The sequence below is a fragment of the Streptomyces sp. NBC_01013 genome (assembly GCF_045162765.1).
Classification (GTDB): domain Bacteria; phylum Actinomycetota; class Actinomycetes; order Streptomycetales; family Streptomycetaceae; genus Streptomyces.
Window position 1 is genome coordinate 7,323,156 of the sequence record NZ_CP108687.1, and the last position, 25,422, is coordinate 7,348,577.

Annotated in this window: 20 protein-coding genes; 17 read left to right on the forward strand and 3 right to left on the reverse strand. The window is 69.9% G+C overall.

Annotated features, from left to right (window positions below):
• Positions 1-23: 23 nt before the first annotated feature.
• From OG538_RS32020 to OG538_RS32030, 3 genes are all read right to left on the reverse strand, one after another.
• Entirely contained in the window at positions 24-1,859 is a 1,836-nt protein-coding gene (locus OG538_RS32020; RefSeq protein WP_406098950.1) for a carbamoyltransferase, read from the reverse strand.
• Positions 1,852-3,966: an iron-containing redox enzyme family protein gene (locus OG538_RS32025; protein WP_406098951.1), complete on the reverse strand. Its 2,115-nt coding sequence runs from the start codon at positions 3,964-3,966 to the stop codon at positions 1,852-1,854. The genes OG538_RS32020 and OG538_RS32025 overlap by 8 nt, the downstream gene beginning before the upstream one ends.
• A 138-nt stretch (positions 3,967-4,104) precedes the next feature.
• Positions 4,105-5,142, reverse strand: a complete 1,038-nt coding sequence (locus OG538_RS32030) for an SGNH/GDSL hydrolase family protein (protein ID WP_406098953.1) — start codon at positions 5,140-5,142, stop codon at positions 4,105-4,107.
• A 204-nt stretch (positions 5,143-5,346) separates the two neighbouring features.
• Here OG538_RS32030 and OG538_RS32035 point away from each other — a divergent pair, with 204 nt between their 5' ends.
• The 17 genes from OG538_RS32035 to OG538_RS32115 all read left to right on the forward strand — a co-directional run bounded on the left by OG538_RS32035 (position 5,347) and on the right by OG538_RS32115 (position 25,420).
• The gene (locus OG538_RS32035) at positions 5,347-5,838 is read left to right on the forward strand and encodes a GNAT family N-acetyltransferase (protein ID WP_406098955.1); all 492 of its coding nucleotides are present in this window, start codon (positions 5,347-5,349) and stop codon (positions 5,836-5,838) included.
• Positions 5,839-6,290: 452 nt separating this feature from the next.
• Positions 6,291-7,256, forward strand: coding sequence for a fatty acid desaturase family protein (locus OG538_RS32040; protein ID WP_406098957.1), 966 nt, complete (start codon positions 6,291-6,293; stop codon positions 7,254-7,256).
• Between the two features lie 31 nt (positions 7,257-7,287).
• Positions 7,288-9,051, forward strand: a complete 1,764-nt coding sequence (locus OG538_RS32045; RefSeq protein ID WP_406098958.1) for a SidA/IucD/PvdA family monooxygenase — start codon at positions 7,288-7,290, stop codon at positions 9,049-9,051.
• Positions 9,048-9,254, forward strand: a complete 207-nt coding sequence (locus OG538_RS32050) for an MbtH family protein (protein WP_406098959.1) — start codon at positions 9,048-9,050, stop codon at positions 9,252-9,254. The genes OG538_RS32045 and OG538_RS32050 overlap by 4 nt, the downstream gene beginning before the upstream one ends.
• Complete coding sequence (locus OG538_RS32055) at positions 9,197-10,927, forward strand: carbamoyltransferase N-terminal domain-containing protein (protein ID WP_406098961.1); 1,731 nt, start codon at positions 9,197-9,199, stop codon at positions 10,925-10,927. Before OG538_RS32050 ends, OG538_RS32055 begins: the two co-directional genes overlap by 58 nt.
• Positions 10,920-12,002, forward strand: a complete 1,083-nt coding sequence (locus OG538_RS32060; protein ID WP_406098962.1) for an amidinotransferase — start codon at positions 10,920-10,922, stop codon at positions 12,000-12,002. Before OG538_RS32055 ends, OG538_RS32060 begins: the two co-directional genes overlap by 8 nt.
• Positions 12,003-12,090: 88 nt before the next feature.
• Entirely contained in the window at positions 12,091-13,884 is a 1,794-nt protein-coding gene (locus tag OG538_RS32065; protein WP_406098963.1) for an ABC transporter ATP-binding protein, read from the forward strand.
• Entirely contained in the window at positions 13,881-15,674 is a 1,794-nt protein-coding gene (locus OG538_RS32070; protein ID WP_406098965.1) for an ABC transporter ATP-binding protein, read from the forward strand. Before OG538_RS32065 ends, OG538_RS32070 begins: the two co-directional genes overlap by 4 nt.
• Before the next feature lie 229 nt (positions 15,675-15,903).
• Positions 15,904-16,806: a chlorinating enzyme gene (locus tag OG538_RS32075; protein WP_406098967.1), complete on the forward strand. Its 903-nt coding sequence runs from the start codon at positions 15,904-15,906 to the stop codon at positions 16,804-16,806.
• Entirely contained in the window at positions 16,806-17,087 is a 282-nt protein-coding gene (locus OG538_RS32080) for a hypothetical protein (protein WP_406098968.1), read from the forward strand. Before OG538_RS32075 ends, OG538_RS32080 begins: the two co-directional genes overlap by 1 nt.
• A gap of 60 nt (positions 17,088-17,147) precedes the next feature.
• Positions 17,148-18,080 (forward strand): hypothetical protein, encoded by a 933-nt coding sequence (locus OG538_RS32085; RefSeq protein WP_406098969.1) that lies wholly within the window; start codon positions 17,148-17,150, stop codon positions 18,078-18,080.
• 5 nt (positions 18,081-18,085) lie between these two features.
• On the forward strand, positions 18,086-20,395 hold the full coding sequence (locus tag OG538_RS32090) for a non-ribosomal peptide synthetase (protein WP_406100390.1): 2,310 nt from the start codon (positions 18,086-18,088) through the stop codon (positions 20,393-20,395).
• 170 nt (positions 20,396-20,565) lie between these two features.
• Positions 20,566-21,972, forward strand: a complete 1,407-nt coding sequence (locus tag OG538_RS32095) for an FAD-binding oxidoreductase (RefSeq protein WP_406098970.1) — start codon at positions 20,566-20,568, stop codon at positions 21,970-21,972.
• Positions 21,969-22,859 (forward strand): LLM class flavin-dependent oxidoreductase, encoded by an 891-nt coding sequence (locus OG538_RS32100; RefSeq protein ID WP_406098971.1) that lies wholly within the window; start codon positions 21,969-21,971, stop codon positions 22,857-22,859. Before OG538_RS32095 ends, OG538_RS32100 begins: the two co-directional genes overlap by 4 nt.
• A 74-nt stretch (positions 22,860-22,933) precedes the next feature.
• A complete protein-coding gene (locus tag OG538_RS32105; RefSeq protein WP_406098972.1) occupies positions 22,934-23,791 on the forward strand; it encodes an aspartyl/asparaginyl beta-hydroxylase domain-containing protein in 858 nt (285 codons plus the stop codon).
• Between the two features lie 196 nt (positions 23,792-23,987).
• Positions 23,988-24,461 carry a VOC family protein gene (locus OG538_RS32110; RefSeq protein ID WP_406100392.1) on the forward strand — a complete coding sequence of 158 codons (474 nt, stop codon included), beginning with the start codon at positions 23,988-23,990 and terminating at the stop codon, positions 24,459-24,461.
• On the forward strand, positions 24,458-25,420 hold the full coding sequence (locus tag OG538_RS32115; protein WP_406098974.1) for a hypothetical protein: 963 nt from the start codon (positions 24,458-24,460) through the stop codon (positions 25,418-25,420). Before OG538_RS32110 ends, OG538_RS32115 begins: the two co-directional genes overlap by 4 nt.
• Positions 25,421-25,422 lie beyond the last annotated feature (2 nt).

Below are 25,422 nucleotides of genomic sequence, written 5' to 3' on the forward strand. Positions count from 1 at the left end.
TTCGATACGGGACGGGCGGGCGGTCAGTCGAGCGGCACCTCGGCGCGCCAGTCCACCTCCTCTTTCCACTCGGGCTGCTCGGACTTGTGCAGCAGGAACCCGCCGAGCGCGAGCACGTCGATGTCGGTCCGCATGAAACAGGTGTAGGCCTCGTGCGGCGTGTTCACGATCGGCTCGCCGCGGACGTTGAACGAGGTGTTCACCACGACGCTGCTGCCGGTCTCCCGCTTGAGTGCGGTGAGCAGCCGGTGATAGCCGGGGTTGTCCAGCGCTCCGACGGTCTGCACGCGCGCCGAGTAGTCCACGTGCGTGACCGCCGGGATCACCGACCTGGCCACCTTGAGCAGATCGATGCCGGTCAGGCCGGAGTCCGTCTCGACGGCGAGCCGGGCGGCCTCCGCGACCGGCGCCACCACGAGCATGTACGGGCTGTCCTGCGGCAGGTCGAAGAAGTCCTTGGCGTCCTCGGCCAGTACGGACGGCGCGAACGGCCGGAACGACTCCCGGAACTTGATCTTCAGATTCATGACCGACTGGGTCCGAGGATCGCGGGCGTCACCCAGGATCGACCGCGATCCGAGTGCCCGTGGGCCGAACTCCATCCGGCCCTGGAACCAGCCCACGACCATCCCCCCAGCGATCGACTTCGCGACCTCGGCGGCGAGCTCCGACGGTCCCAGGCGGTGGTACGGGATGCCGGCGGCGGTCAGGTACGCCGCGATCCGCTCGTCGTCGTACTCCGGTCCGAGCAGAGCCCCGGACATCGCGTCGCGTCCGGTTCCCACGTGGGCACGCCCGGCGCCCCGGTCCATCGCGACCGCGAGCGCAGCGCCCAGCGCACCGCCGGCGTCGCCGGCCGCCGGCTGGATCCAGACCTCGTCGAACAGCGCGTCGGCGACGATCCTTCCGTTGGCCACGCAGTTCAGGGCCACGCCACCGGCCAGGCAGAGCCGCGACTCGCCGGTCAGCTCGCGCGCCGTCCGCGCGAGCCCCAGGACGGCCTCCTCGGTGACCAGCTGCACCGACGCGGCCAGGTCGAACTCCCGTCGGGTCAGCTCGCCCTCGGGCTCGCGGCGCGGACCGCCGAAGAGCTTCTCGAATCCGCGACCGGTCATCACCTGACCGCGCAGGAACTCGAAGTAGCGCATGTTCAGGCGGAACGACCCGTCCGGCCTGACATCGATCAGCCGCTCGCGGATCAGGTCGGCGTACCGCGGTTCGCCGTAGGGGGCGAGGCCCATCAGCTTGTACTCGCCGGAGTCCACCTTGAATCCGCAGAAGTAGGTGAAGGCCGAGTAGAGCATGCCGAGTGAGTGGGGGAAGCGGATCTCGGCCATCGGCTTCAGCCGGGTGCCCTGCCCGTGCCAGATCGAGGTGGTCGCCCACTCGCCGACACCGTCGATGCACAGCACGGCGGCCGACTCGTACGGGCCGGCGAAGAACGCCGAGGCGGCGTGCGACTCGTGGTGCCGCCGGCACACGATCTCCGGGACGCGTCCGCGGTCCAGTCCTTCGAGCTCGCGACGGACCACGTCGGTCACCCGCCGCTTCGACGACCACCAGTCGGGCAGGGTGTCGCGGAACGAGGCGAGCCCGAACGGGACCGCGCCGAGATAGGTCGCCAGGACGCGGCGGAACTTGAGCGCCGGGTCCTCGTAGTAGGCGATCGCCGACACGTCCGCGAGCGTGGCGCCGACCTCGTCCAGGCAGTAGGAGACTGCGTTGGCCGGGAACGACGGATCGTGCCGGCGACGGGTGAAACGCTCCTCCTGCGCGGCCGCCACCGGCCGGCCGTCGGCCACCAGCGCCGCGGCACTGTCGTGGTAATACGCGGAGATACCGAGAACCAGGTCAGACATGTGCGGAAGCCTCCACTCGGGCGCGACGAGCCGCGTTGCGGGCCCAGAATCCGGAGGGCGGGTTCAGCGAGCGGTACCCGGCCCGGACCCTGTCCCACGCGTCCGCGCGAGCCACCGGCGCCTGCTGCGCCAGATAGCCCTCGACGGCGTCCGCCGCCCACGCGGAGTGCCCGGTCGCGACATTGTCGATGGTGTTGTGGACGTCGACGAACGCGGTGCTGAAGCCGTACTGTTCGAGCGCCTGCCGGGCGCGGCGGTAGCTGCCGCCGACACCGGACAGCTCCATGGCCAGATTCAGGCCGAGTATCTCCGGTTCGAAGGTGACCGGGAACCTGCCGACCGCCAGCCAGTACACCGGCAGTTCGAACGACCGGTCCCGGAAGGCCGGCCAGCCGGCGAACTCCGGCGACCGGGTCGGTGGCAGTTCGATGCCCATCTCCCGCAACACCGCACGGTAGATCAGCGGATGGTTCAGCTTCGGCTCGCCGTTGCCCAGCTCGTCCCAGTAGGTCTCGAACAGGAAGTGGCCGCGCTCTGCGGAGGCGAGCTGATAGTCGGTGTGACCGGCCAGCCAGGCGCCGTCGATCAGGGTGAGCGGAGCCAGTTGCAGCGTCGAGTCGATCAGCTCGGTGCGGTCCGGCAGGGGAGAGTCCGAGCCGGCCCGGAACTCGCCGTTGTGCAGGTCGTGCTGGTCGAGCAGCCACGGCCGCAGGCCGTCCGCCGGCGGCTCGGCCGGCAGGGACCGGTCGGCCGGCTTCATCCCGTGACGGGAGCGGGCCAGCCACTCCTCGACGTAGCGCAGCGCATACCGCCGGGTGGCCGGTGTGATCGCGCGTCGCAACAGCCGGGTGTACGCCTCGCGCAGGCCGGCGGGAGCGCCGTCGGCGTCGCCCGCAGTGTCCGGAGCAGGGTGGAAAGCGATGCTCCGGGGCTGATGCGCGGCCGGCCGCAGCCGCGCGCGCTCGGCCGGATCGGCCGGCAGCGCATCGATCCACCGGCTGATGACGTCCAGGTCGGCGTCCGGGAAGACCCGGAACATCCGGCCGCTCTCCGAGACCAGTTCGCCGGTGAGCCGGCTCGCCCCGGACCTGCCCGGCCGCACGAGGCGGCTGTCGGCGAGCGCCGCCAGGAACGGAGCCGGGTCGGTACGCGCCTCGGTGAGCCACTGCTTCAGCGGTCGCCCGCGCAGGACGAACCGGTCGTGATAGGCCGACGCCTCGCGGGCCCTGGAGCGCATCAGCTCGGCCATCTCGAAGGACGGATCGCGAGCGGCGTCGAGCTCCTGGTACACCTCTTCGCTCCAGCGGCGCAGGGCGGCGAACGCCCAGGCGAAGCCGCGCTCTACCGCCGCCGTTCCGGCCGGGCCGGCCGCCGCGGTGAACGCGGCAGAGACGGCTCGTGCGTCGGCGACCGCCTGCGCGCGGCCCGGCCCGCGCGCGCGGCCCGGGTCCAGCGCGGCCCAGTCCACCGCGTCCCGGAGCCGGGCCCGGACACCGGCGAGCGGGGGCGGCAGCCCGACGGTACGCAGGCAGAGATCAAGACCGATGATCTCGCCCCGGTACGTGTCCGGGCGCCGGCTCATCGTCAGTGCGAGAGCCGGCAGATGGAAGGAGGGGTCGGCGATCCGGCGGTCGTGTGCCAGGCGGGCGGCCGGGCGCGCGTGCACGGCCACCCGGACGTACCGCATGAGGGCGAGGTACGCGTCGCCCCGGGAGGCGCCCGGATGCCCGGCGCCGACATCGGCCGCGAACAGCGCGAGCGCCCGCAGGGTGACCGGATCCTCGGCATTGCCCGGCTCGCTCATCCACTGGAGCCAGGCACCTGTCGTCGATGCCAGCGGCGCGCATGCGAGCACCGCCCGGCGCACGAGCACGTCTGCACAGTCGTGGAGTTCCGCGGTGGCGAACAGTGTGGTGAAGCGCGCCCGTTCGGCGTCCGCCCAGGTGGCGGCTGCCGAGGGACCGTACGGCGGATCGCCTTCCCGGCCGGCCCGCTCCAGTTCGCCGGCGATCGCGGGCCGGAGCGTGTCGGGAACCGGGGTGTCCTCCGGCTCACACGCCCGTGCGAACACCGTCCGGACCGGCAACGTCAGCCCGTCGTCGCTCATCACCTGATCAGAACATCGGGTAGATGGAGGCATCGGCCTTCGCCTTCTTCTTGCGACGGCCGAACAATCTGGCCATCACCGCACGCAGAAACGACATGGAGAGATCACCTCAGTTCACTTCGGGTCGGCATCCGGACCTCACGTCAGGTCGAGGCTCTCGGCCAGTACCTGCGCGACGACGTCATTGCCCTCGTCGGTGTAGTGCCCGCGGTCGACGAAGAGCCAGTCCGAGGGCTTCGCCACCGCGGCGAGCCGGGAGAGCGTGTCGACGAAGGGGACACCCTTGCGCGCGCAGGCCTCGCCGAGGGCCTCGGCATACGCGGCGCCCGTCGCGATGCTGCCGACGTCGCCGTAGCGCTCCTCCCAGGTCCCGTAGTCGGACAGCTTGTCGAACTCGTCGAAGAGCAGCTTCTCCTGCGGCGCCGGTGTCTCCCGCAGCCAGGTCGCGAGCGGCTGGAGCGCGAAGCTCACCCGGGCGCCGGTCGCGGCAGCCATCACGAGCCAGCTGTCGAGATTGCGCAGCGTGACGTCGACTGCCGACCGGATCATGCCGGCCGTCGTCGGGCGCGAAGCTGAAGGCACGACCGACTGCGACGACGGCCTCGGGCCGGTCCGCCACTGCTTGGCCCTGGCCGGCTTGGCGTACCGCGCGCGCAGCTCCTGCATCTTCTCGAAGTACTCGTTGCAGAAGAAGAACGGCTCCTGGGCGCCGGCGTCCACCCCGGTGAGCTGTCCCATGACCAGCGTGTTGAAGCCGCTGATGATGACGATCTCGTCGATCGGCGGCAGCAGGTGACGGTGGAGCATGAACAGCAGTAACTCCTGGGTGGAGTTGAGGTACGGGGCGCCGAAGGTGAGCCACGGCCTGCTGGGCGCGTGCTGCGACCAGAGCCGGGAGGCGATCGTGGCAGCGTCGTCCGTGGCGCCGTAACCCAACGACACCGACCCGCCCACGAGCAGCCGGACCGGCCCGTCGGGCCGGTCGCCGCCGACGGACCCGGGCCCGTCCGGACCGTGTGAGATCCGGAATCCATACCGGTCGGTGTTGATGGCCGCCGACCGGAAGTTCGGCCTGTTGAAGTACATCAGGTAGGGGAGATACCTCATCTCCCCACGGTCCAAAAAGTCGTGGTAGTCCGCCAGTTGAGGCGTCAACAGCTCGGTTTGCCGCACCATGGGACGCCCTCCGTTCGCCAGCAGGTGGCCCTGCGGCCGGAATCTCTTCGAGCAACCTAATGCCGCGCCGACGAGGAGGCGTGTCCCGTAAAAGGGCTGCGGGCGGCCGGCCGGTTTCCGGGCCCCGAAGCCACCGGACCGACGTGCTAGCCTCGGCTCGATTCGTGAGAAGAGATCCATCGTTCCGTCCGACGCGGAGGCTTGATGACTGACAGTGCGGCCGGGGACATCTCGCTGCGGCCTCTGACCGAGGACGACATCCCGGCACTCTTCGAGATCCAGCTCGACGAGTCCGCCCAGCAGTTGGCGGCCTTCACCGATGCCAAGACCGCCCGCGACGCCGATGCCTTCGGGAAGAAGTACCGGAGGATCCTGGCCGACGACGCGATCGTCAACAGGGTCATCGAGGTCCACGGCGAGGTCATCGGCAGCGTGGCCACCTTCCCGATCGAGGGCGACACGGAGCTCACCTACTGGATCCGCAAGGACTGGTGGGGCCGGGGTGTGGCCACCGCGGCCGTCGCGGCACTGCTCGACGAGGTGACGGAGCGGCCGATCCACGCCCGGGTCGTGGAGGACAACTCCGGGTCCGTCCGGGTGCTGGAACGCAACGCGTTCGTCCGCGTCGGCAGCGAGGACTCCTTCGCTCCCGGCCGCCAGGCCACCGTCACCGAGCTGATCTTCAAGCTGGCCTGACGGCCACGCGCCCGGTCTGCGTTCGCGCAAGGCGGGGCATAACCAGGGTGTTTACGCGCCGTACGGTCCAACGACCGTGCGGCGCACCGCTGTTCGCGCACACTTTTCCTCCGCGCCCAAATGCCGAATGTGCACAGTTGGACGCCGGGCCGCGGCCCCGGACCCTTCGGTGCCGGACGCGCCCTGCCTGACCGGCAGCCGGGGCGTGCTCCTGAACATGCTCGCGAGACCTGAGCCGCGCCTCTTGTGCGCGGGCCGGCTCCGGCCGCGTAACCGCTCCGCTTCGAAGAGCGGACATCGTTGACAGTTCCGGCCATGGCTAGCGTCGTCGCCGTATCCCGGTCTCCGTAACCCATGGCCCGAATCGCCGACGCATGCGCATGTGCTCCGGGAATCAGTACGTCGGTGAATCGTCGGGCAGCCCCGCCACGCGTACGAAAGGTGCTGGTGACATGGTCGACGCCAAACCGCGACAGTTCTGGCGCAACGGCCCGGCCGACGCCGCCCTGTTCTCCATCACACTCACCCAGTTCGCCGGCACGATCGCGCTGGCCGCGCTGACGCCGGACGGCCTGTGGCCGCGGCTCGCCTCTGCGGCCCTGGTCACGGCGATGATGACGTACTCGATCATCGTGGTCACGCACCTGTTCGTCCATCAGCCCTGGTTCGCCGACAACCGCCTCAACGCCGTGTTGTCGATCGTGAGTTCCGCGAACATCGCGCAGTCGGTGCAGGGCTACCACCTGACGCACGTCCGCAACCACCACCGGTACAACAACGACCGCAAGCGCGACGGGACCACCGCCGACTTCACCTCCACCTACCGCTACAGCCGTGACGACGGGCACGCCCCGCTGAGCCGGTACCTGCTCCGGGGCCTGGCTTCCTCGGCCCAGGAGTGGGTGCTCACCTGGGCTGCGCTGCGCCGGGGCTGCGCGGTCGGCCCGCGGGAGACCACGCTCCTGGACCTGGCCACCCGCAACCCGAGCCGCCGCGTCGCCGAACTCGTCCAGGTCAGGTACGACCGGCTCGGGCAGCTCGCGTTCACCGTGCTGCTCGCCGTCCTGTCCTGGGAGTGGACCCTGATGTGCTACCTGCCCTCGGTGGCCCTCGCGTTCACCTTGGTCAACATCCAGAACTACTACCGGCACTTCGGCGCGGAGCCGGAGAGCCGGTATGCGAACTCGGTGAGCCACTACGGCCGGCTGTACAACCTGCTGACCTTCAACGACGGCTACCACCAGGAGCACCACCTGCGCCCGGCGACGCACTGGAGCCGGTTGCCCCAGGTCGCCCAGCAGTACCAGGAGCGGTTGGACGAAGCCGGTCGCGTGGTCTCCCCGGTGCCGGCCCTGGTCGGCTTCCTGGACACGGGGCGCGCCGGCCGCCGCCCGCCAGCGACACCGCCCGCCGGATGAGCCGGTAAGTCGTCGAGGAAGGAGCCAGTACGTGAAGGATCTCGGCACGCGGGACGAACCTTACGATGTGATCGGTCTGGGTTTCGGGCCGTCGAACATCGCGCTAGCGATCGCCTCCCAGGAGATCGCCCCCGATCGCAGTTGCCTGTTCTTGGAGCGCTCGCCGGACGTCAGCTGGCACGAGGGCATGCTCATCGACGGTGCCCGCATGCAGATCTCGTTCCTCAAGGACCTGGTGTCCCTGCGCAATCTCGCCAGTCCGTTCACCTTCCTCGCCTATCAGAAGGCCAAGGGGCGGCTGGAGAAATTCATCAACCTCGCCGAGTTCCGGCCGACCCGGCTGGAGTTCCAGGACTATCTGCGGTGGGTCGGCCATCAGTTCGCCGGCATGGTGCGGTACCGCAGCGCGGTCACCGCGGTCTCCCCGGTCCGCGACGACGACGGCACGCTGTCGCTGCTGCGGGTGACGGCCACCGACACCGCCACCGGTGAGGCGGTCGAGTACCACGCCCGTAACGTGGTGCACGCGCTCGGCGGCGTGCCCATGGTGCCCGCCGGGGTGGCGACCGGCCCGGCCGTGGTGCACTCCAGCACGTTTCTGTCCCAGTTCCCGGGCGCCTTCACCGCCCCCGACCGGGAGTGGGAGTTCGCGGTCGCCGGGGACGGGCAGAGCGCGGGGGAGATCGCCCACTATCTGCTGGACCGCTACCGCAACGCCCGCGTCCACCTGGTCCTGCCCGGGTACTCGCTGCGCGCCACGGACAACAACCCGTTCGCCAACGAGCAGTTCTTCGAGGCCAACGCCGACGCGTTCTACTCCCTCAGCGAGGAGAACCGGCGCGACTACGCCGCCCGCCTGCGCACGACCAACTACGGTGTGGTGGAGGCGGGTTTCCTCGACGGCCTGTACCGCCTGGTCTACGCGGACGAGGTGCGAGGCCGCACCCGGCTGGTCGTGCACGACGGCTCCCGGCTGACCTCGGCCGAACCGGACGGCTCCGGGGTCCGGATCGGCGTGCACAGCCGTTTCGGCGCCGGGTCGCACGAGCTGCGCACGGACGGACTGGTGCTGGCCACCGGATACCGGCGAGGACTCGACGCCCGGATGTACCGGGACGTCCTGCCGTACCTCGAAATCGACGACAACGGCCGCCCCATGGTCTCCCAGGACCATCGGGTGCGTTCCGCCGACGAGCTCACCTGCGGGCTGTACGTGCAGGGCCTCGCCGAGACGACGCACGGCCTCGGTGACACGCTGCTGTCGCTCCTGCCCTTCCGGTCCAAGCAGATCATCACGGCCATCGCCAAGGACGGCGGCTCGATGGCGAGGGCCTTCCCGTCCGCGCAGGACGACTCCGAGGCCATGGTCGCGCAGATCCAACGCTGTCGCTCCGCCACCGTGGTCAGCGCCGGGCCTTCGGAGTTCCCGGTCGTGACCCGGCTGCCGCTCGTCCTGGACCGCACCCGCGGCCCGCACGGCGTCCTGTTCGGAGTGCTGGACCGCACGGACCCGATGCCGCTGAGCGACGGCGGCAAGGTGCTGGCGGTGTTCGACCCGGACCCGGCCCGGCCGCCGGCCGGCAGACCGATGTCGGTCAACGCCCGCGGGCGGGTCCGGCTGGTGAGTGACCCGGACCGGATCGCCGCGCACCTGGCCCGGTTCGACCCGGCGGCGTCGGCCGGTCCGCCGGGCGCCACGGTCGGGGTCGAGATCGAGATCGAGACGCTGTCCGGCCGCGTGCACTCCTCCCAGGAGCTGCGGGCCGTCCGGACCGAGAACGAGGGGCAGGCATGACCGATACGCAGGAGACGTACGTAGCCGTGCGCAACGACGAGGAGCAGTACTCGATCTGGCGGTCGGACCGACCGGTGCCGGCCGGGTGGACGCCGGTCGGCGAGCCGGCGTCGCGGGAGGACTGCCTGGCCCGGATCGGCGAGCTGTGGACCGATATGCGGCCGGCGAGCCTGCGGGCGGCGATGAGCAGGTCCCCGCGGTGATCGTCTGCGGCATCAAGGTGTCCCATGACGGCGCGATCGCGGTGCTCGACGGGCAGCGTCTGGTCTTCAGCGCCGAGATGGAGAAGATCGGCAACGGCCGGCGCTACAGCGCGCTCGGCGACCTCGACCGGATCACCGCCGTGCTGGCCGGTCACGGGCTCGACGTGGCCGACGTGGACCGTTTCGTGATCGACGGGTGGTGGTCGGACGACGACGGGCCGACGCTGATCGACACCCTCTCCGGGGGACGGCCGGTGAGCGTCGCCACCGCGCCGTACGCCGCCGACCCGTTCGCGCCCGCCCCGCCGTCCCGGTACACCTTCGACGGCATCGCCGGCAGCCCGTTGGCCGGGGGGTACAGCAGCTACCCGCACGCGAGCCACCATCTGTACGCCAGCTACTGCACCGGCCCGTTCGCCGGACAGGCCGCGCTGGGTCTGGTCTGGGACGGCGGCACGCTGCCCCGGCTGTACCTCGTGCGCCCCGGCCGGCCCGTGACCGGCGAGTACCTGGGTCCGCTGTTCGGCCTGGTCGGCGACGTGTTCACGTACTTCTGCCTGGCACTGGAACCGTTCCACCGGCCGTTGGACGGGCTCACCGAGGTCCAGATCGTCGAACACCACCTCGGCACGGCAGGCAAGGCGATGGCGTACGCCGGCCTGGGCAGCGTGGACGACGACGTGATGGCGGCACTGGACAAGCTCGTCGCCGAGGTGGGCGTCCAGTCGATGGGCCCGGAGGTCGGCACGACGCTGGCCGCCCGCTGCGCCGCGCTCTTCCCGTCGCACTCGAGCGCCGATCTCATCGCGTCCTTCCAGGAGTTCATCGGCCGGATGCTGGTCGGAGCCCTCACCGACGCGGTGGCCCGGCTCGAACTGCCCGCACCGCTGCCGATCTGCCTCGCGGGCGGGTGCGCGCTCAACATCAAGTGGAACAGCGTGATCCGCTCCAGCGGGCTGTTCACCGGTGTCTGGGTGCCGCCGTTCACCAACGACTCGGGTGCCGCCATCGGCACGGCCCTCTGCGAGGTGCTGTACCAGGGCGGCGATCCGGTGCTGGAGTGGAACGTCTACTCCGGTCCGGCCGTCACGCCGAGCCGCCCGGCGCCCGGCTGGACGGCGCGGCCGTGCGACGAGGCGCAGCTGGCCGCGCTGCTGCACACCACCGGTGAGCCGGTCGTGGTGGTCGACGGGCGGGCCGAGCTCGGCCCGCGGGCCCTCGGCAACCGCAGCATCCTCGCCGCCCCGGTGGCGCCCGCCATGAAGGACGAGCTGAACCGGATCAAGCACCGGGAGCCGTACAGGCCGGTCGCGCCGATCTGTCTGGAGTCGGAGGCGTCGGCCGTCTTCGACCCGGGTGGAGCCGACCCGTACATGCTCTTCGACCACCGCCTGCGGCCCGGCTGGGCGGAGCGGGTGCCGGCCGTGCTGCACCTCGACGGGACGGCCCGGCTGCAGACCATCCGGCCGGACACACCGCACACCAGGGTCGGCCGGGTGCTCGAGGAGTACCACCGGATCAGTGGGGTCCCCCTGTTGTGCAACACGAGCGCCAACCTGGCGGGACACGGGTTCTTCCCCGACGTCGCCACCGCCACCGCCTGGGGCGGCACACCGTACGTGTGGTCCGAGGGAACCCTGTACACCGACGAGCGGAGGACGAACCGTGTCTGAGTCAGAGGGGGCGACCGGGTCGCCGGTCAGTGCCTACAACGAGTGGGACCCGTTGGAGGAGGTCATCGTCGGCACCGTCGACGGTGCGCACTTCCCGCCGTACGACACCGTGACGGCCGCGCCGCTCTCGGCGGAACAGCGGGCGGTGTTCCGGGAGAGGGCCGGCAAGCCGTTCCCGCCCGAGCAGGTCGCCGCGGCCAAGGACGAACTCGACCAGCTCGTCGAGATCCTGCAGAACCACGGCGTGCGGGTGCGCCGGCCGGACCCGCGCGATCACGGCCGGTCCTACGGCGCGCCGGGCTGGGCCAGCACCGGCCTCTACGACGCGATGCCGCGCGACCTGCTGCTGGTGATCGGTGAGCGGATCATCGAGGCGCCGATGGCCTGGCGCTCGCGCTACTTCGCCAGTTCCGCCTATCGGCCGCTGCTCAAGGAGTACTTCCGCGCAGGCGCCCGGTGGTCCGCCGCCCCGCGCCCGGAGCTCAGCGACGAGCTGTACGTCGAAGGCTGGACCGACCAGCCGGACGGCGAGCCGTTCCGGTCGGTGATCACCGAGTTCGAGCCGACCTTCGACGCGGCCGACTTCATCAGGTGCGGCCGGGACATCTTCGTACAACGCAGCCACGTCACCAACATGATGGGCATCGAATGGGTGCGCCGGGAGATCGGCGACGAGTACCAGGTGCACGTGGTCGACCTGGTCGACGACCACCCGATGCACATCGACGCGAGCCTGATGCCGCTCGCCCCCGGCAAGCTGCTCATCCACCCCGACCGGGTGGTCGAGGTGCCGAGCCAGTTCAAGAACTGGGAGATCCGCCGGGCGCCCGAACCGGCCATCCCGGACGGCCACCCGCTGTACATGACCAGCAAGTGGATCAACATGAACATCCTGATGCTGGACGAGACCAAGATGCTGGTCGAGGCCGAGGACCGGCCGATGCAGGAACTCGCCGAGAGCTGGGGCATCACGCCGATTCCCTGCCCGTTCCGCAACTTCAACAGTTTCGGTGGCTCCTTCCACTGCGCCACCACGGACGTGCGCCGCCGCGGAGAGCTGCAGTCCTACCTCTGAGTGCGGCACGTCGTCCTGACACCGGTCGGCGCACCGGTGTTTCCCGGATCCGGCCCGAGTGACGCAAGCGAATGGCAGGGAAGGCGCGATGGCAGAACAGACGACGACCGGGCGGTTCAACAAGATTGAGCGATCACGGGCGTTGCTGCTCGATGCCTTCCGCGCCCACCCCGGCCCGATCATCTGGGGCCTTGTCGGCTCGCTGCTGTACGGCACGAGTCTGGTCGCATGGTCGGTGGCGCTCGGCGAGTTGTGCAACCGCGTGGTGATACCCCGGTTCGAGGACGGCCGGATCGCCAACGGCACGATCGTCGCCGTGCTGCTGGCGGTGGCCGCCATCGGCGTGGTGCAGGGCGCCGCGGGACTGATCCGGCGGTGGACTCTCGTGGTGACCAGGGCCCGGTTCGACGCCACCCTGCGGACCGCCGTCGTCCACCGGTTTCACCGGCTGCCGATGACGTACCACCAGGCCCACCCGACCGGCCAGAAGCTGGCGCACGTCACGACCGACGCGGAGGCGGCCGCGGAGCTGCCGGCCCGGCTGCCGGACGTCCTCGGCATGTTCGTGCTGTTCGTGGTCACCGTCGGTTGGGTGGTGATGGTCGACCCGGTGCTGGCTCTGGTCGGCGGCACGATGATCCCGGCGTTGCTGCTGGTCAACTGGGTCTACCAGAAACAGGTCGAGGTGCCCGCCCAGGCGGTCCAGGAACGCCTGGGACGGGTGACCGAGGTCGCACACGAGAGCTTCGACGGCGCGGCCCTGGTGAAGATGCTCGGCCGGGACCGCGTCGAGCGCGACCGCTTCGCCGCCGAGGCAGCCGGACTGCGGGACGCGAAGATCAAACTGGCCATCCGCGACTGGCTGTTGGACTCGCTGATCGAGTCGATCCCGACGGCCACCTCGCTGGGCATCGTGGTCGTCGGCGCGCTGCGGGTGAACAGCGGGGAGATCACCGTCGGCGCCCTGGTCAGCTTCGTCAACGTGTTCGCCATGCTCGTGGTCCCGGTGCGCACCATCGGCAACGTACTCGGCGATGTGCCGCGGATGCTGGCCGGGTACGCCCGGGTCCGGACGGTGCTCGGCGAGCCGCTGCCGCCGGCCGTGCCGGATCCGCAGCCGCTGCCGGACGGCCCGCTCGACGTATCGGTCCAGGACCTCTCCTTCACCTATCCGGGCGGCGCGGCCGTGCTCTGCGGAGTGAGCTTCCACGTGCCGGCCGGCTCCACCGTCGCGATCACCGGCGGCACCGGGTCGGGCAAGACCACGCTTCTCCTGGCGTTGGCCGGCCTGCTGCCGCTGACCGACGGCACGGTGCTGCTGAACGGGGCCGACCTGAGCCGGATCAGCCCGGACGAGCGGGTGACGGCCATTGCGGCCGCCTTCCAGGAGCCGTTCCTCTTCGCCGGATCGCTCGCCGAGAACGTACTGCTCGACTTCGACCGTGCTGCGGAGGCCGGGGCCGATACACGGCTGGACGAGGCGCTTCGTCTGGCCCGGGCGAGAGCACTGGTGGACGGCCAGCCGAACGGGCCGGACACACCGGTCGGCGAGCGAGGGGTCACGCTCTCGGGCGGCGAACGGCAACGCATAGCGCTCGCCCGGGCGCTGGCCCACAGGCCGCGGCTGCTGCTGCTGGACGAGGCGACCTCCGCCGTCGACGCCACCACCCGGCAGGAGATCATGAGCGGCCTCACGACCGGCCTGACGTCCACCACGACGATCGTCGTGACCACCAGCGCCGCGACACTGGCGCTCGCCGACACCGTCGTCTACCTCGACAAGGGGAGGGTGGCCGGCGCCGGGGCCCACGGGGACCTGTTGCGGATCGACGGCTACGACCGGCTGATCCGGGCCTACGAGCGAGAGAGGGTGCAGGCATGACCACGATCGAGCCGGCTGACCCCGAGAGCGTCACCGGGTCGACGACCGCCGTGATCCGACGCGGTCTGGCGGCCATCCCCGCCATCCGTGAGGGCCTGGCGCTGACGGTTGTTCTCGCCCTGCTCGGGGGGGTCGGGCGGCTCGCCGTGCCGGTGCTGATCCAGCAGGTCATCGACCGCGGGCTCAGTACCGGTCACATCAGCAGCGGCCGGCTGCTGGGGCTCAGCGCGGTGGCCGCTCTGGTGGTGGTGATCACCGCGGTGGTCAACTGGGCCAGCCTGGCGCGTCTCGCGATCGCCAGCGAGCGGGCGCTGTGCGACCTGCGGGTCCGCGCCTTCACCCATGTGCACCGGCTGAGCGTGGCGTACCACTCGGCCGAGACGCGGGGGAAGCTGGTGTCCCGGGTGACCTCCGATGTCGAGACCCTCAGCATGTTCCTGCAGTGGGGCGGTATCGCCTGGCTGGTGAACGGTGCCATCATGCTGGCCGCCCTCGCCGGCATGGCCTACTACGACGTCTGGCTGACGCTGGTCACGGTCGTGCTGACCGTGCCGCTGCTGCTACTGGTCCGGGTGGTGGTCGGCCGCCTCGGCCCCGCGCACACCGCGGTCCGGGTCCGCGTCGCCGAGCTGCTGACGGTGATCTCGGAGACGATCCAGGGTGCCCCCGTCATCCGTGCCTACGGCGTCGTGGAGCCGAGTCTGCGGCGGACCACGGGCACCATCCACCGGTGGCGGGACTCGAAGATCCGGGCCGGTTACCTGGGCGGACTGCTGTTCTCCCTCGCCGACCTGTTCGCCGTGGTCATCGTGGTGGGCGTCGTCGCGGTGGGACTGGCGATCGGCCCGTCGACCGGGAACAGCGCCGGCGAACTGGTCGCGTTCATCCTGCTGGTGACCCTGTTCCTGGCGCCCATCACGGAGTTCACCCAGGTCATCGACTTCACCCAGAGCGCGGTCGCGGGGTGGCGCCGCGTGCTGGCCCTGCTCGACATCGACGAGGACATCGCCGAGCCGGCCGATGGCCGGCGGCTGCCGCCCGACCCGCCCGGTGTGGTCGTGGAGAACGTGGTCTTCGGCTACCCGGGCGCCGGCGTGACGCTGGACGACGTGTCGTTCGAGGTGCCCCCGGGCCGCCAGGTGGTGCTGGTCGGCGCCACCGGGTCCGGCAAGACGACGCTGACCAAGCTGATCGCGCGGATGGCCGACCCGGACCGCGGCCGCATTCTGATAGGTGGCGTGGACGTCCGCGAGATCGCGACCGAGTCGCTGCGCTCGCGCCTGGTGGTCGTGCCGCAGGAGCCGTTCCTCTTCGACACCACGGTGGAGGAGAACGTCCGCTACGGCCGCCCCTCCGCCACCCGCGCCGAGATCGAGCACGCCTTCCGCGAACTGGGCGCTGAGGCGTTCCTCGCCGGCCTGCCGCACGGCCTGGACACCCCGGTGGGACAGCGCGGTGAGAGCCTGTCCGCGGGGGAGCGGCAGCTGGTCGCACTGGCTCGCGCGCACGTGGCCGACCCGGCCTGCCTGATCCTCGACGAGGCCACCTCGGCGGTGGACCCCGAGATCGAGCTGACGCTCATCGAGGCGCTGCGCCGGCTGACCGCGGGTCGCACCTCCGTGACCGTCGCGCACCGGCTGGCCGTCGCCGAGCGGGCCGACGAGGTGATGGTGCTGGAGGACGGCCGGCTGGTGGAGCGCGGCAGCCACCAGGACCTGCTCCTCGTGGACGGCGTGTACGCCGGGCTGTACCACAGCTGGCGGCAGGCCACCGTGGAGGCTTCCCCTTGATCGTGGACCTCGACTCCCTTGCTACGGGGACGCGTTGGCGTCTTCGTCGGCATCGGCGGGGGCGGCGGCCCCCCATCGGGCCGGCCGTCCTGGACCCCCGTTCCGGTGACAAGACGGCTGGACCGGGCCCCGCATACGGTGGGTCTGATCGGCCCGCATTCCTCCCTCATTTCAGGTGGCTCAGACAGGCAGGCACTGTCGGCGAAAGGAAGAAAAGGTGGCTGAAAGCATGAGCGGTACGACAGACCAGGGCTTGACGGCAGAGCAGGTGAAGTCCTTCCAGGAGAACGGCTTCCTCGGACCGTTCGACCTCTACTCCGAGGACGAGGCACAGCTCCACTGGAGCCAGGCCATGATCGAGATGGTCACGTCCCGCAACAAGCCGCATGACTCGACCGTCATCAACTACGACCGTCATCTGGACTGCGACACCCTCTCCCGGCACATCGCCCACCCCTCGGTCGTGCACAAGCTGCGCAGCCTGATGGGCGACGACATCATCTGCTGGAAGACGAACATCTTCGAGAAGCAGCCGGGCGAGGCGGGAACCGGATGGCACCAGGTCGAGGCCTTCACCGTCTTCGAGTCGGAGACGGTCGCCTATCCCTCGCTGCGGTACACCGAGGAGAGCACCGCGGCCACGCAGGAACTGACCGTGTGGACGGCGTTCTCCGAGGCGGACGAGGAGCACGGCTGCCTCCGCTTCATCCCGGGCAGTCACAAGAAGTGGTACTACGACGAAACCAAGCCGATGTCGCGGAACGTGGAGAGCAAGTCCCACGACTTCTTCGGATACGACTACTCGGAGCTGAAGCTCGACAAGGACTGGGACCCGGACGCCGGCCAGATCGTCGAAATGCCGATGAAGCCGGGGCAGTTCGTCATCTTCCTGGCCAAGTGCATCCACGGTTCGCTGCCTAACGTCAGCAACGGCAAGAGGCTCGGGCTCGCCACCCGGTACGTCTCACCATCCGTCCGGGTGTACGAGAACATCGACAGCCTCAGCGGATTCGGTGACGCGATCAGCCTCGACTACCACGGCAGCGTTCTGGTGTCCGGCGAGGACCGGTGGGGTCACAACCGCATCCACGCCGAGAACCTGAACGGCTTCCCGTTCCCGAAGGTCGACTGATGACCACCGACGACTACCGGCGCAAGTTCGCCGACTTCCTCGCCAAGCAGCCGCCGACCAGCGCCATCACGTACGAGCAAGTGGCTCGGGCGAAGACGCGTGAGGAACTGGGAATCAGCTCGCTCAACATGGTCCTGGTGCTCGTGAACTACATCGACGAGTACACGGACAACACCGTGACCATGCGCCCGGAATGGGTTTCCCGGCTGGGCGACATCGACGGCATCCTCGCCGTGCTCCGCGAGATCGACGCGAGCGCGGTGGTGCCGGACCGGGCCTGACGCCCGTGGTGAAGAGCCCGGCGCCGGCATCCCCCATCCGCTCGGCCGATCGAAGGAACCATGATCTCGGATCTCGAAAATGTCGGCATCGGCTCGTTCGCGTCCGCCTTCGGAGACCTGGAGAACAAGCCGGAGAACATTCCGGATTTCGATGACCTCTGGCAGACCGCGTCGTTCGGTACGGACTTCGCCGACATGGGCTGCAGCACCTACCGGAAGATGACCGGGCCGGTGCAGGAGTACGTCGTGGACGCCGTGCGCCGGACCCTGGAGGCTTCCGGCGCCGGTGCCGCGGACGTCAGCCATCTCGTCATCGCGACCAGCGACCCGACTCTCGCCCTGTTGCCGTCCGACTTCGCGGAGCGGGTGCTGATCGCCCTGGGACTGGACGACTGTGTCCCGCACCTCGTGTCCTTCCAGCGGTGCTGCAGTTCGCTGACCGCTCTGCGGCACGGCCGGGACCTGTTCGCCGATCCGGACGTGACGCATGTGGTCATGGTCGCTCTGGACTTCGTGCCGGACGACCCCAAACGGATTCAGCCCTACGCCGTGTTCGGCGACGCGGCGGTCAGCTGCATGCTGACCCGGCACGATCCCGGACTGGTGCGGCTGGCCTCGTCCGCCGTCAAGGCGGACCCGGAGGGGCTGCGCGGCCGCGACTCGTTCGCCTCCCGCAAGACCGTCGCCGACCGTACGCTCTCCGCGGTCCTGCGCGCCGGCGGGCGGGAGCTGGGGCAGGTCTCCAAGGTGTTCGCGGCCAACCTGTACAAGCCGCTGACCTTGTTCAACGCGGCCTCGGTCGGCCTGCCGCCGGACCGGCTGCACTTCGCCGGCACGCTCGCCGCCTACGGCCACTGCGGCAACGCCGACTGGATGATCAATCTGGCCGACTATCACGAGCGAGTCGGCATCCGCAGCGGGCAGACCTATCTGGCGCAGTCCTTGGCGCCGGGGTTCTACGGCTGCGTCCTCCTGGAAGGGACCGCGCCGTGAGCGGGATGCTGTCCAAGACGGACTGCATCGGGCCGGTCATCGTCCCGGACGCCGTGACGCGCGCCCTGCGCTCCCTCGCCGCGGCAGCCGGGGTCGACGACTTCGTCGCCCTGTCGGTCTGCATAGGCGTACTAGCCGAACGGTTGCCGCGCCCCGGCACGGGCTGCCGTGTCCGGGTCACCCGGCAGGAGTTCGAGGCCATCCTGCCGCGGCCCGACGCGCCGGACCCGGCGATGAGCTTCCGCGACGCACTGCGGCAGGCCGCCCAGTCGGAGGCCGTCACCCCGGCGGAACCCGACGACGCCCCGGTCGCGGTGACGATGTTGATCACCAGGGCCGGCGGGAACCTGTACGTCGAGTCCATGACCGACGCGTCCGACGTCCCCTCGACACGGGCCTGGGCGCACTCGTTCCTGCAGTTGCTCACCGGCCTGACCAACGAACCGGACGCACCGATGCTCAGCCACCCGCTGGTCGGTGCCGAGGAACGCGAGCTGCTCCGGCACGGCCTCAACCCGCACCATGACCCGGAGATCCGGTTCCGCACGATGGCGGAGCCGTTCGAGGAGCAGGCGGAACGCACCCCGGACGCGGTCGCCCTGCAGGACGAGGACGGCAACACCGTCACCTACCGGGCGCTGAACGAGCGCGCCAACCGCCTGGCCCATCACCTGCGCGGGCTCGGCGCCGGGCCCGGCACCCGGATCGGGATCTGCCTGCAGCGCGGCATCCAGCAGATCGTCGCGATCTACGCCGCGATCAAGACCGGCGCCACCTACGTTCCCCTCGACGCCGACCTGCCGAATCAGCGGATCGCCCTGATCCTGGCGGACTCGGCGCCCGGGCTGGTGCTGACCGACCGGGTCTGCCGCGAGCACCTGCCCGACGGCGCGTGGGAGATCCACGAGGTCGGCGCCGGACAGGCCGGAGAAGGCCTGCCGGCGACCAACCCCGTCGTCGAAGGGGGCCCGGGGCTGGTCCACATCCTCTACACCTCGGGCACCACGGGCCGGCCCAAGGGCGTGGTCTCCCGGACCGCGGGCACCCTGGCCAACATCTTCTGGATGCAGCGGCAGTACCCGTTCCGCCCCGGCGGGACGGCACTGTTCAAGGCCTCGCCGGGATTCGACATCTCGATCTGGGAGCTCTTCTGGCCGCTTTACCACGGTGCCCGGCTGATGATCTGCCGGCCCGGCGGCGAGCGGGATCCCCGGCATCTGGCCCGGCTCACCCGGGACCACGACGTATCGCTGATCTTCCTGGTGCCGACCATGTTGACGGCCTTCCTGGAGGAACTGTCCCAGGCCCCTTCCGATGCCCTGAAGTGGGTGGTGTGCGGGGGCGAGCCGATGAGCCCGCGGATCCCCGAGGTGTTCACCGCCGCTCTGCCCGGCAGCAAGCTGGTCAACGCCTTCGGCCCGACCGAGGCCGGTCCGGTCACCGACAACGTCATCGAACCGGGCTCGGCCGGCGGGACCGTCCCGGTGGGGCGTCCCGCGGACAACTTCCGGATCACCGTGCTGGACGCCAACCTCGACCTCGTACCGATCGGCACACCCGGTGAGGCGTACATCAGCGGGCAGGTCGGCCTGGCCGACGGGTACTGGCGGCAGCCCGCCCAGACCGCCGAACGGTTCGTCGCGGACCCCTGGGGACCGCCGGGATCGCGGATGTACCGCACCGGTGATCTCTGCCGCTACCGTCCGGACGGCGCGCTGGAGCACCTCGGCCGGATCGACCGGCAGGTGAAGATCCGTGGACTGCGGATCGAGCCGGGGGAGGTCGAGTCCGTGCTGGCCGCACACCCCGCGATCGGCGACTGCGTGGTGATCGCCCACGGACAGCCGCTCCGCCTGCTCGCCTTCGTCGTACCGGCCGGCCAGGGCTCCGTCGCCGACCTGGACCCGGCGGCGATCCTGGAACACGCGGCCGGGGTCCTGCCCGCCCAGATGCGGCCGGACCGGGTGGTGCCGGTCGACTACTTCCCGGCGACGGTGAACGGCAAGATCGATCAGGGCGAGCTGATCAAGATCTGGCAGGAGCTCGCCGAGCGGGAACGCAACGTCGAGCCGCCCGCCGACGAACTGGAAGCGGCCCTGATCGACATCTACCGCCGGGTCCTCGGGCGGTCCCCGATCAGCGTGCTGGACACGTTCGTTCAGCTCGGAGGCCACTCGTTGCTCACCTTCCGGCTGCTCGACGAGTGCAAGACGGCCCTGCGGGCCGAACCCGACGTGACCCAGCTGCTGCACGGCACGCTGCGCGAGGTGGCCGCGACGATCCGCAGGACGAGAATCCCGGCACCGCACGACTGAGGGCTGCCCCGGGCGCTCAGGTCCTGTCCGAAGTCCCGCGTCTGCGCCCCGGCGCCCGGCACGCACGCTCGACCACGCACACCGATCGCACGCCCGACCGCCGCTGCGCCCGCGCTCCGCGCGGACGACGCGGAACTCCAGACAGGACCTAGGACCGGAGGACGACGGCTTTGGACACCCTGACGAGCGGCGACGCGGAGAAGCTCGCCGACGCGCTGCGCGGCGATCTCATCACCGCCGCCGATCCGCGATACGACGACGCCCGCAAGGTCTGGAACGGAGACATCGACCGGCATCCCCTGCTGATCGCCCGCTGCGCGGACGTGGGGGACGTGACGGCCGCCGTCACCTTCGCCTCCCAACGCGGACTGCCCATCGCGGTCCGCGGCGGCGGGCACAGCGTGGCCGGCCAAGGGGTCTGCGACGGCGGCCTCGTCGTCGACCTGTCGCGGATGCGTGCGGTCGAGACCGACCCGGAACACCGGCTGGCCCATGTGCAGGGCGGAGCGCTCTGGCAGGACGTCGACCGGAGCAGCCAGGTGCACGGGCTGGCGACGACCGGCGGCATCGTCAGCGAGACCGGCGTCGGCGGCCTCGCCCTGGGTGGCGGCATCGGTCACCTCATGCGCCGCTGCGGGCTCACCGTGGACAACCTGGTGGAAGCCGATCTGGTGACCGCGGAGGGCAGGCGCCTTCGGGTGGACGCCACCACGGACCCGGAGCTGTTGTGGGGCCTGCGCGGTGGGGGCGGCAACTTCGGGACCGTCGTGCGGTTCGGCTTCCGGCTGCACGAGATCGGACCGACCGTCCTGGCCGGGATGATCATTTATCCGCTGGACGTCGCACCGGCGTTCCTGGCCCGCTACCGCGACCTGATCGCGGACGCTCCGGACGAGCTGGGGACGATCCTCAACCTCCGGTTGTGCCCGCCGGTGGCAGCCGTTCCCGAACGGCTGCACGGCTCGCCGATCGTGGCCGTCAACGTGTGCTGGTCCGGCGACCACGAGGAGGGGGTGGAGTTCCTGCGCCCGCTGCGTGAGTTCGGACGCCCGCTGCTCGACACGGTCGGCCCGATGCCGTACGTCGAACTGCAGCAGATGGTCGACCGCACCTCCCCGCCCGGCAAGGAGTACTACTGGCGGTCGGTGGACTTCGGGGAGCTGAGCGACCAGGTCATCGCGACCGTCGTCGAGCACGCGTCACGGATCACCTCGCCGCTGGCAGCCGTGCCGATCTATCACCTCGGCGGAGCGATCGGGCGGGTGCCCGCCGCGGACACCGCCTTCGGCCCCCGGCACGCCGGTCACAACATCAACATGTTCGGCGCGTGGGAGCCGGGCCGGGGCGACCGCGAGCGCCACGTCAGCTGGGTCCGGGACTTCAGCGAGGCGATGGCGCCGCGCTCGGTCGGGCAGTACGTCAACTTCCTCAACGACGAGGGAAGCGACGGCGTACGCGCGGCCTACGGCGAGCGGTGGCGGCGTCTGGTCGCGCTCAAACGGCGGGTCGACCCGCAGAACCTGTTCCGCTACAACTTCAACATCGATCCCGGTCGGCCGGGGGAGGAAGACACATGAGATTCGGCATCATGATCGTCCCGGAGGACCGGTGGCAGACGGCGCGTCTGAAGTGGCGCCAGGCCGAGCAGATGGGATTCGACCACGCCTGGACCTACGACCACCTCAACTGGCGGGCGTTTCGCGCCAAGGAGTGGTTCACCCAGGTGCCCACGCTGACCGCGGCGGCGGTGGAGACCGAGCGGATCGGGCTCGGTGTGCTGGTCGCCTCACCCAACCTGAGGCATCCGGTGTACCTGGCCAAGGACGTCACCGCCATCGATGACATCTCGGCCGGCCGTCTCATCCTCGGTCTCGGCGCCGGAGCGGCGGGCTTCGATTCGACCATGACCCGCCGGAACCCGTGGACCCGGCGCGAGCGGACCGAGCGGTTCGCCGAGTACGTCGATCTCACCGACAAACTGCTGACGCAGCCGGTGACCACGTTCGACGGCCGCTACTACGTGGCGGACGAGGTGCACTCCTATCCTCTGTGCCGGCAGCAGCCCCGCGTCCCGTTCGCGATCGCGGCGTCCGGGCCCCGCGGCATGCGCCTGGTGGCCCGGCACGCGTCGTACTGGGTCACCACGGGCGAGCCCAACCAGTTCGCGAGTGCCCCGTACGAGGAGGCCCTCCCCGTCCTGCGCCGGCAGGTGGAGGCGCTGGAGAAGGCCTGCGTGGAGATCGGCCGCGACCCGGCCACCGTGTCCCGGCTGCTGGTCACCGGACCCACCGTCGGCGGCCTCCTCGAATCGCCGGCGGCGTTCTTCGATGCGGCGGGTAAATTCTCCGAGGCTGGAATAACGGACCTTGTCGTGCAATGGCCGCGACCGGACGAACCCTTCCAGGGGCGGGTGGAAGTCCTGGAAAAGATCGCCGAGGATCTGGATCGTCACCGAATCACGTGACTCCGCCCCGGAGGAAAACCTGCCTACCGTCCCAGGAGAACTTCTGTTTCGACTGAGAAGGGTTGCCTGATCCGATGCGAACCCATTATGTAGGGGACACCGATCTCGACGACGCCCGCCTGGCGAAGGATCTCGCGACGAGCGATTCCATTCCCTGGTCCGAGGCGTACAGCGATTATGTTTTCGGCGGCGCGTGGAAGAGCTGCATGCTGTGGGCCCGGGGCGGGAGCGCCGGCGACGGCGTGGTCACCCATTACGATCACGAGCGTCCCGCCGCCTTCTCCGAGTTCGCCGATCAGCTGCCCTATCTGCGGGAGTTGATCTCGGAGGTCGCCGACCTGGACCGGCTGAACTTCGTACGCCTGGCCAAGGTGCAGAACAGTGTGATCATCCCGCACCGGGACCTGCTGGAGCTCGGCGACCTCGCCGACGAGACCCGTAACGCCCACCGGATGCACATCCCCCTCGCCACCAACGAGGACTGCTTCTTCAACGAGGGCGACACCGTCTTCCGCATGCGCAAAGGCGAGGTGTGGTTCCTCGATGCCTCGGAGATCCACTCGGTCGCGGTGCTCTCCTCGCAGGAGCGGGTGCACCTGATGTTCGACTTCGTGGACGTGCCGTCCGCGAAGCCGCTGATCTCGGTCGAGGGCGCTGGCCCGGACGCCGGCATTCCGGCCGACCGGACGGTGAAGCGACCCCCGCTCACCGAAGCCGACCACGGCCGCCTGATGCGGCTCGCCGATGTGCTGACGCTGGAGACGGTCAACGAAATCTTCAGCATCGTGATCAAAAAGCACTTCCGGTGCGACGGGGGCGAGGGTTTCGTCTGGAACACCATGACCGATCTTGCGCGCAGCGCCGAGGACCCGGCCGTTCTCCCGTACGTCGAGGAACTCCGTCGCCACTACACGCTGGAACGGTCGGCCTGACAATTCGCTTGAGGAATGATGTCCGCTCCCTCGCGTGAGGGGGTGCGGCACCTTCCGTCTTCGGTGTCCCATAAAGCGGGGAATTCTCCGAACCGCAATTGAGGGCCATCATGGCTTGGCGACAGTAGTGTCCGCGTTCGGATGCGCCTTTCCTCCGCTGGAGTGAGACATGAGAGAGACGTCATCGGCCGTCACCATGGCGGCCCCCGTGCGATTTCCCAGGCCGCGGTTTCATCACGTCGGAGTGCAGACGAATGACCTCGAGAACAGCGTCCGTTGGTACGGGGACTTTCTCGGATGCCGACGGGCGTGGTCGCTCGACCAGTTCTCCGAACTGACCCGCAGCCGCCTGCCGGGGATCCACGGGCTGACCGAGATGGTTCTCGGCGACGTCCGGTTCCACCTCTTCGGACGGCCCGGCCGCAAGTCCGAGCCGGCCGAGAGCGCCGTGCAGTTCCAGCACTTCTGCTTCAGTGTGAGCGCCGCCGATGACCTGGTACGGCTCCGGCAGCGCTGGATCGAGCTCTACGAGTCTGGCCACTACACGTTCGCGATCGATGAGCAGCCGACCGACATCGTGATCGACGAAGACGGCGTGCAGAGCTTCTACACGTACGACGTCAACGGGCTCGAGTTCGAGTTCACCTTCGTGCCGGACGGCCTGTCATGAAGCCGGCCGGCAGTGGTGCGCTGTGCGAGCTGCCAGCCGACGGGCGCTGGGACTTCGGCGGGTTCGCGTACGGTCTCGAACCGCTGATCCTGCCGGCGGTGGGAGATGCCGACAGCCCGGCCGGCGAGGTCCCGATCCGGGACTACGCCGGCAGCTGCCGGCGGCTGGCCGCTCTCGGCGAAGGCGGCCTGCTGACGCCCGAGGTCCAGCCGTGCGAATCGCCGGACGAGTTGTTCTGGTTCCGATGGCTCACCGGGCACCAGGTGTGCTTCGTCGTGTGGCGGCTGATCGCTCAGCTCGTGGAGGACCTCAGCCAGGGCCGCCGGCCGGCCGACGAGGTGCTGCCGCAGATCAGCCAGTACGTGGACGGCTACTCCGCGATGCTGCTCTACACCGGCTCGTGCCCGCCCGGTCTCTACAACGAGCTGATACGGCCGAGCATGCGGCTGCGGCACCGCGCGTTCAGCGGAGCCTGGGCACCGGACTACTGGCCGATCCGGGACCTCTTCCGCCGCAGCCGGCTGCCCGGTCTCGCGAGCACCGACGCGGGTGAGCTGCTGGACGCCATGACCCTGCTCCAGCTCGTCCACGAAGGGGTCGCCGCGCGCCTGGTCACCAACGGCCGGTCGCTGCTGCGCGAGGCCACCGTCCGCGGTCCCGGTCACCGGCTCGCAGGACTGATCTACGACTCCTACTTCACGACGCTGCGGGCCCCGGTCCCCCGGCACGAGGTCGTGGCCCAGTTGCTGCGCCGGCTCGTGGCCATCGCCCAGGACGTCACCGCGAACGGGCTGTACGCGCCGGACGACGCCGACGAGCGGCCGGCCGAGCTGCAGAGGCCCGAAGTCGTCAAGTGCGAGAACAGCCTCGTCGACATCCTGCTGGGCGTCGCCCAGTACGCATGCGACCTGCCGTCCCAGCCGTCACCCACCCTGCGTACGAGCCTTGCCGAGGAGTGAGC

Coding starts and splice junctions, on each gene's coding strand:
- OG538_RS32020 (WP_406098950.1), bottom strand. CDS start 1,859: ATGTCTGACCTGGTTCTCGGTATCTCCGCGTATTACCACGACAGTGCC.
- OG538_RS32025 (WP_406098951.1), bottom strand. CDS start 3,966: ATGAGCGACGACGGGCTGACGTTGCCGGTCCGGACGGTGTTCGCACGG.
- OG538_RS32030 (WP_406098953.1), bottom strand. CDS start 5,142: ATGGTGCGGCAAACCGAGCTGTTGACGCCTCAACTGGCGGACTACCAC.
- OG538_RS32035 (WP_406098955.1), top strand. CDS start 5,347: ATGACTGACAGTGCGGCCGGGGACATCTCGCTGCGGCCTCTGACCGAG.
- OG538_RS32040 (WP_406098957.1), top strand. CDS start 6,291: ATGGTCGACGCCAAACCGCGACAGTTCTGGCGCAACGGCCCGGCCGAC.
- OG538_RS32050 (WP_406098959.1), top strand. CDS start 9,048: ATGACCGATACGCAGGAGACGTACGTAGCCGTGCGCAACGACGAGGAG.
- OG538_RS32065 (WP_406098963.1), top strand. CDS start 12,091: ATGGCAGAACAGACGACGACCGGGCGGTTCAACAAGATTGAGCGATCA.
- OG538_RS32070 (WP_406098965.1), top strand. CDS start 13,881: ATGACCACGATCGAGCCGGCTGACCCCGAGAGCGTCACCGGGTCGACG.
- OG538_RS32075 (WP_406098967.1), top strand. CDS start 15,904: ATGAGCGGTACGACAGACCAGGGCTTGACGGCAGAGCAGGTGAAGTCC.
- OG538_RS32080 (WP_406098968.1), top strand. CDS start 16,806: ATGACCACCGACGACTACCGGCGCAAGTTCGCCGACTTCCTCGCCAAG.
- OG538_RS32085 (WP_406098969.1), top strand. CDS start 17,148: ATGATCTCGGATCTCGAAAATGTCGGCATCGGCTCGTTCGCGTCCGCC.
- OG538_RS32090 (WP_406100390.1), top strand. CDS start 18,086: ATGCTGTCCAAGACGGACTGCATCGGGCCGGTCATCGTCCCGGACGCC.
- OG538_RS32100 (WP_406098971.1), top strand. CDS start 21,969: ATGAGATTCGGCATCATGATCGTCCCGGAGGACCGGTGGCAGACGGCG.
- OG538_RS32105 (WP_406098972.1), top strand. CDS start 22,934: ATGCGAACCCATTATGTAGGGGACACCGATCTCGACGACGCCCGCCTG.
- OG538_RS32110 (WP_406100392.1), top strand. CDS start 23,988: ATGGCGGCCCCCGTGCGATTTCCCAGGCCGCGGTTTCATCACGTCGGA.
- OG538_RS32115 (WP_406098974.1), top strand. CDS start 24,458: ATGAAGCCGGCCGGCAGTGGTGCGCTGTGCGAGCTGCCAGCCGACGGG.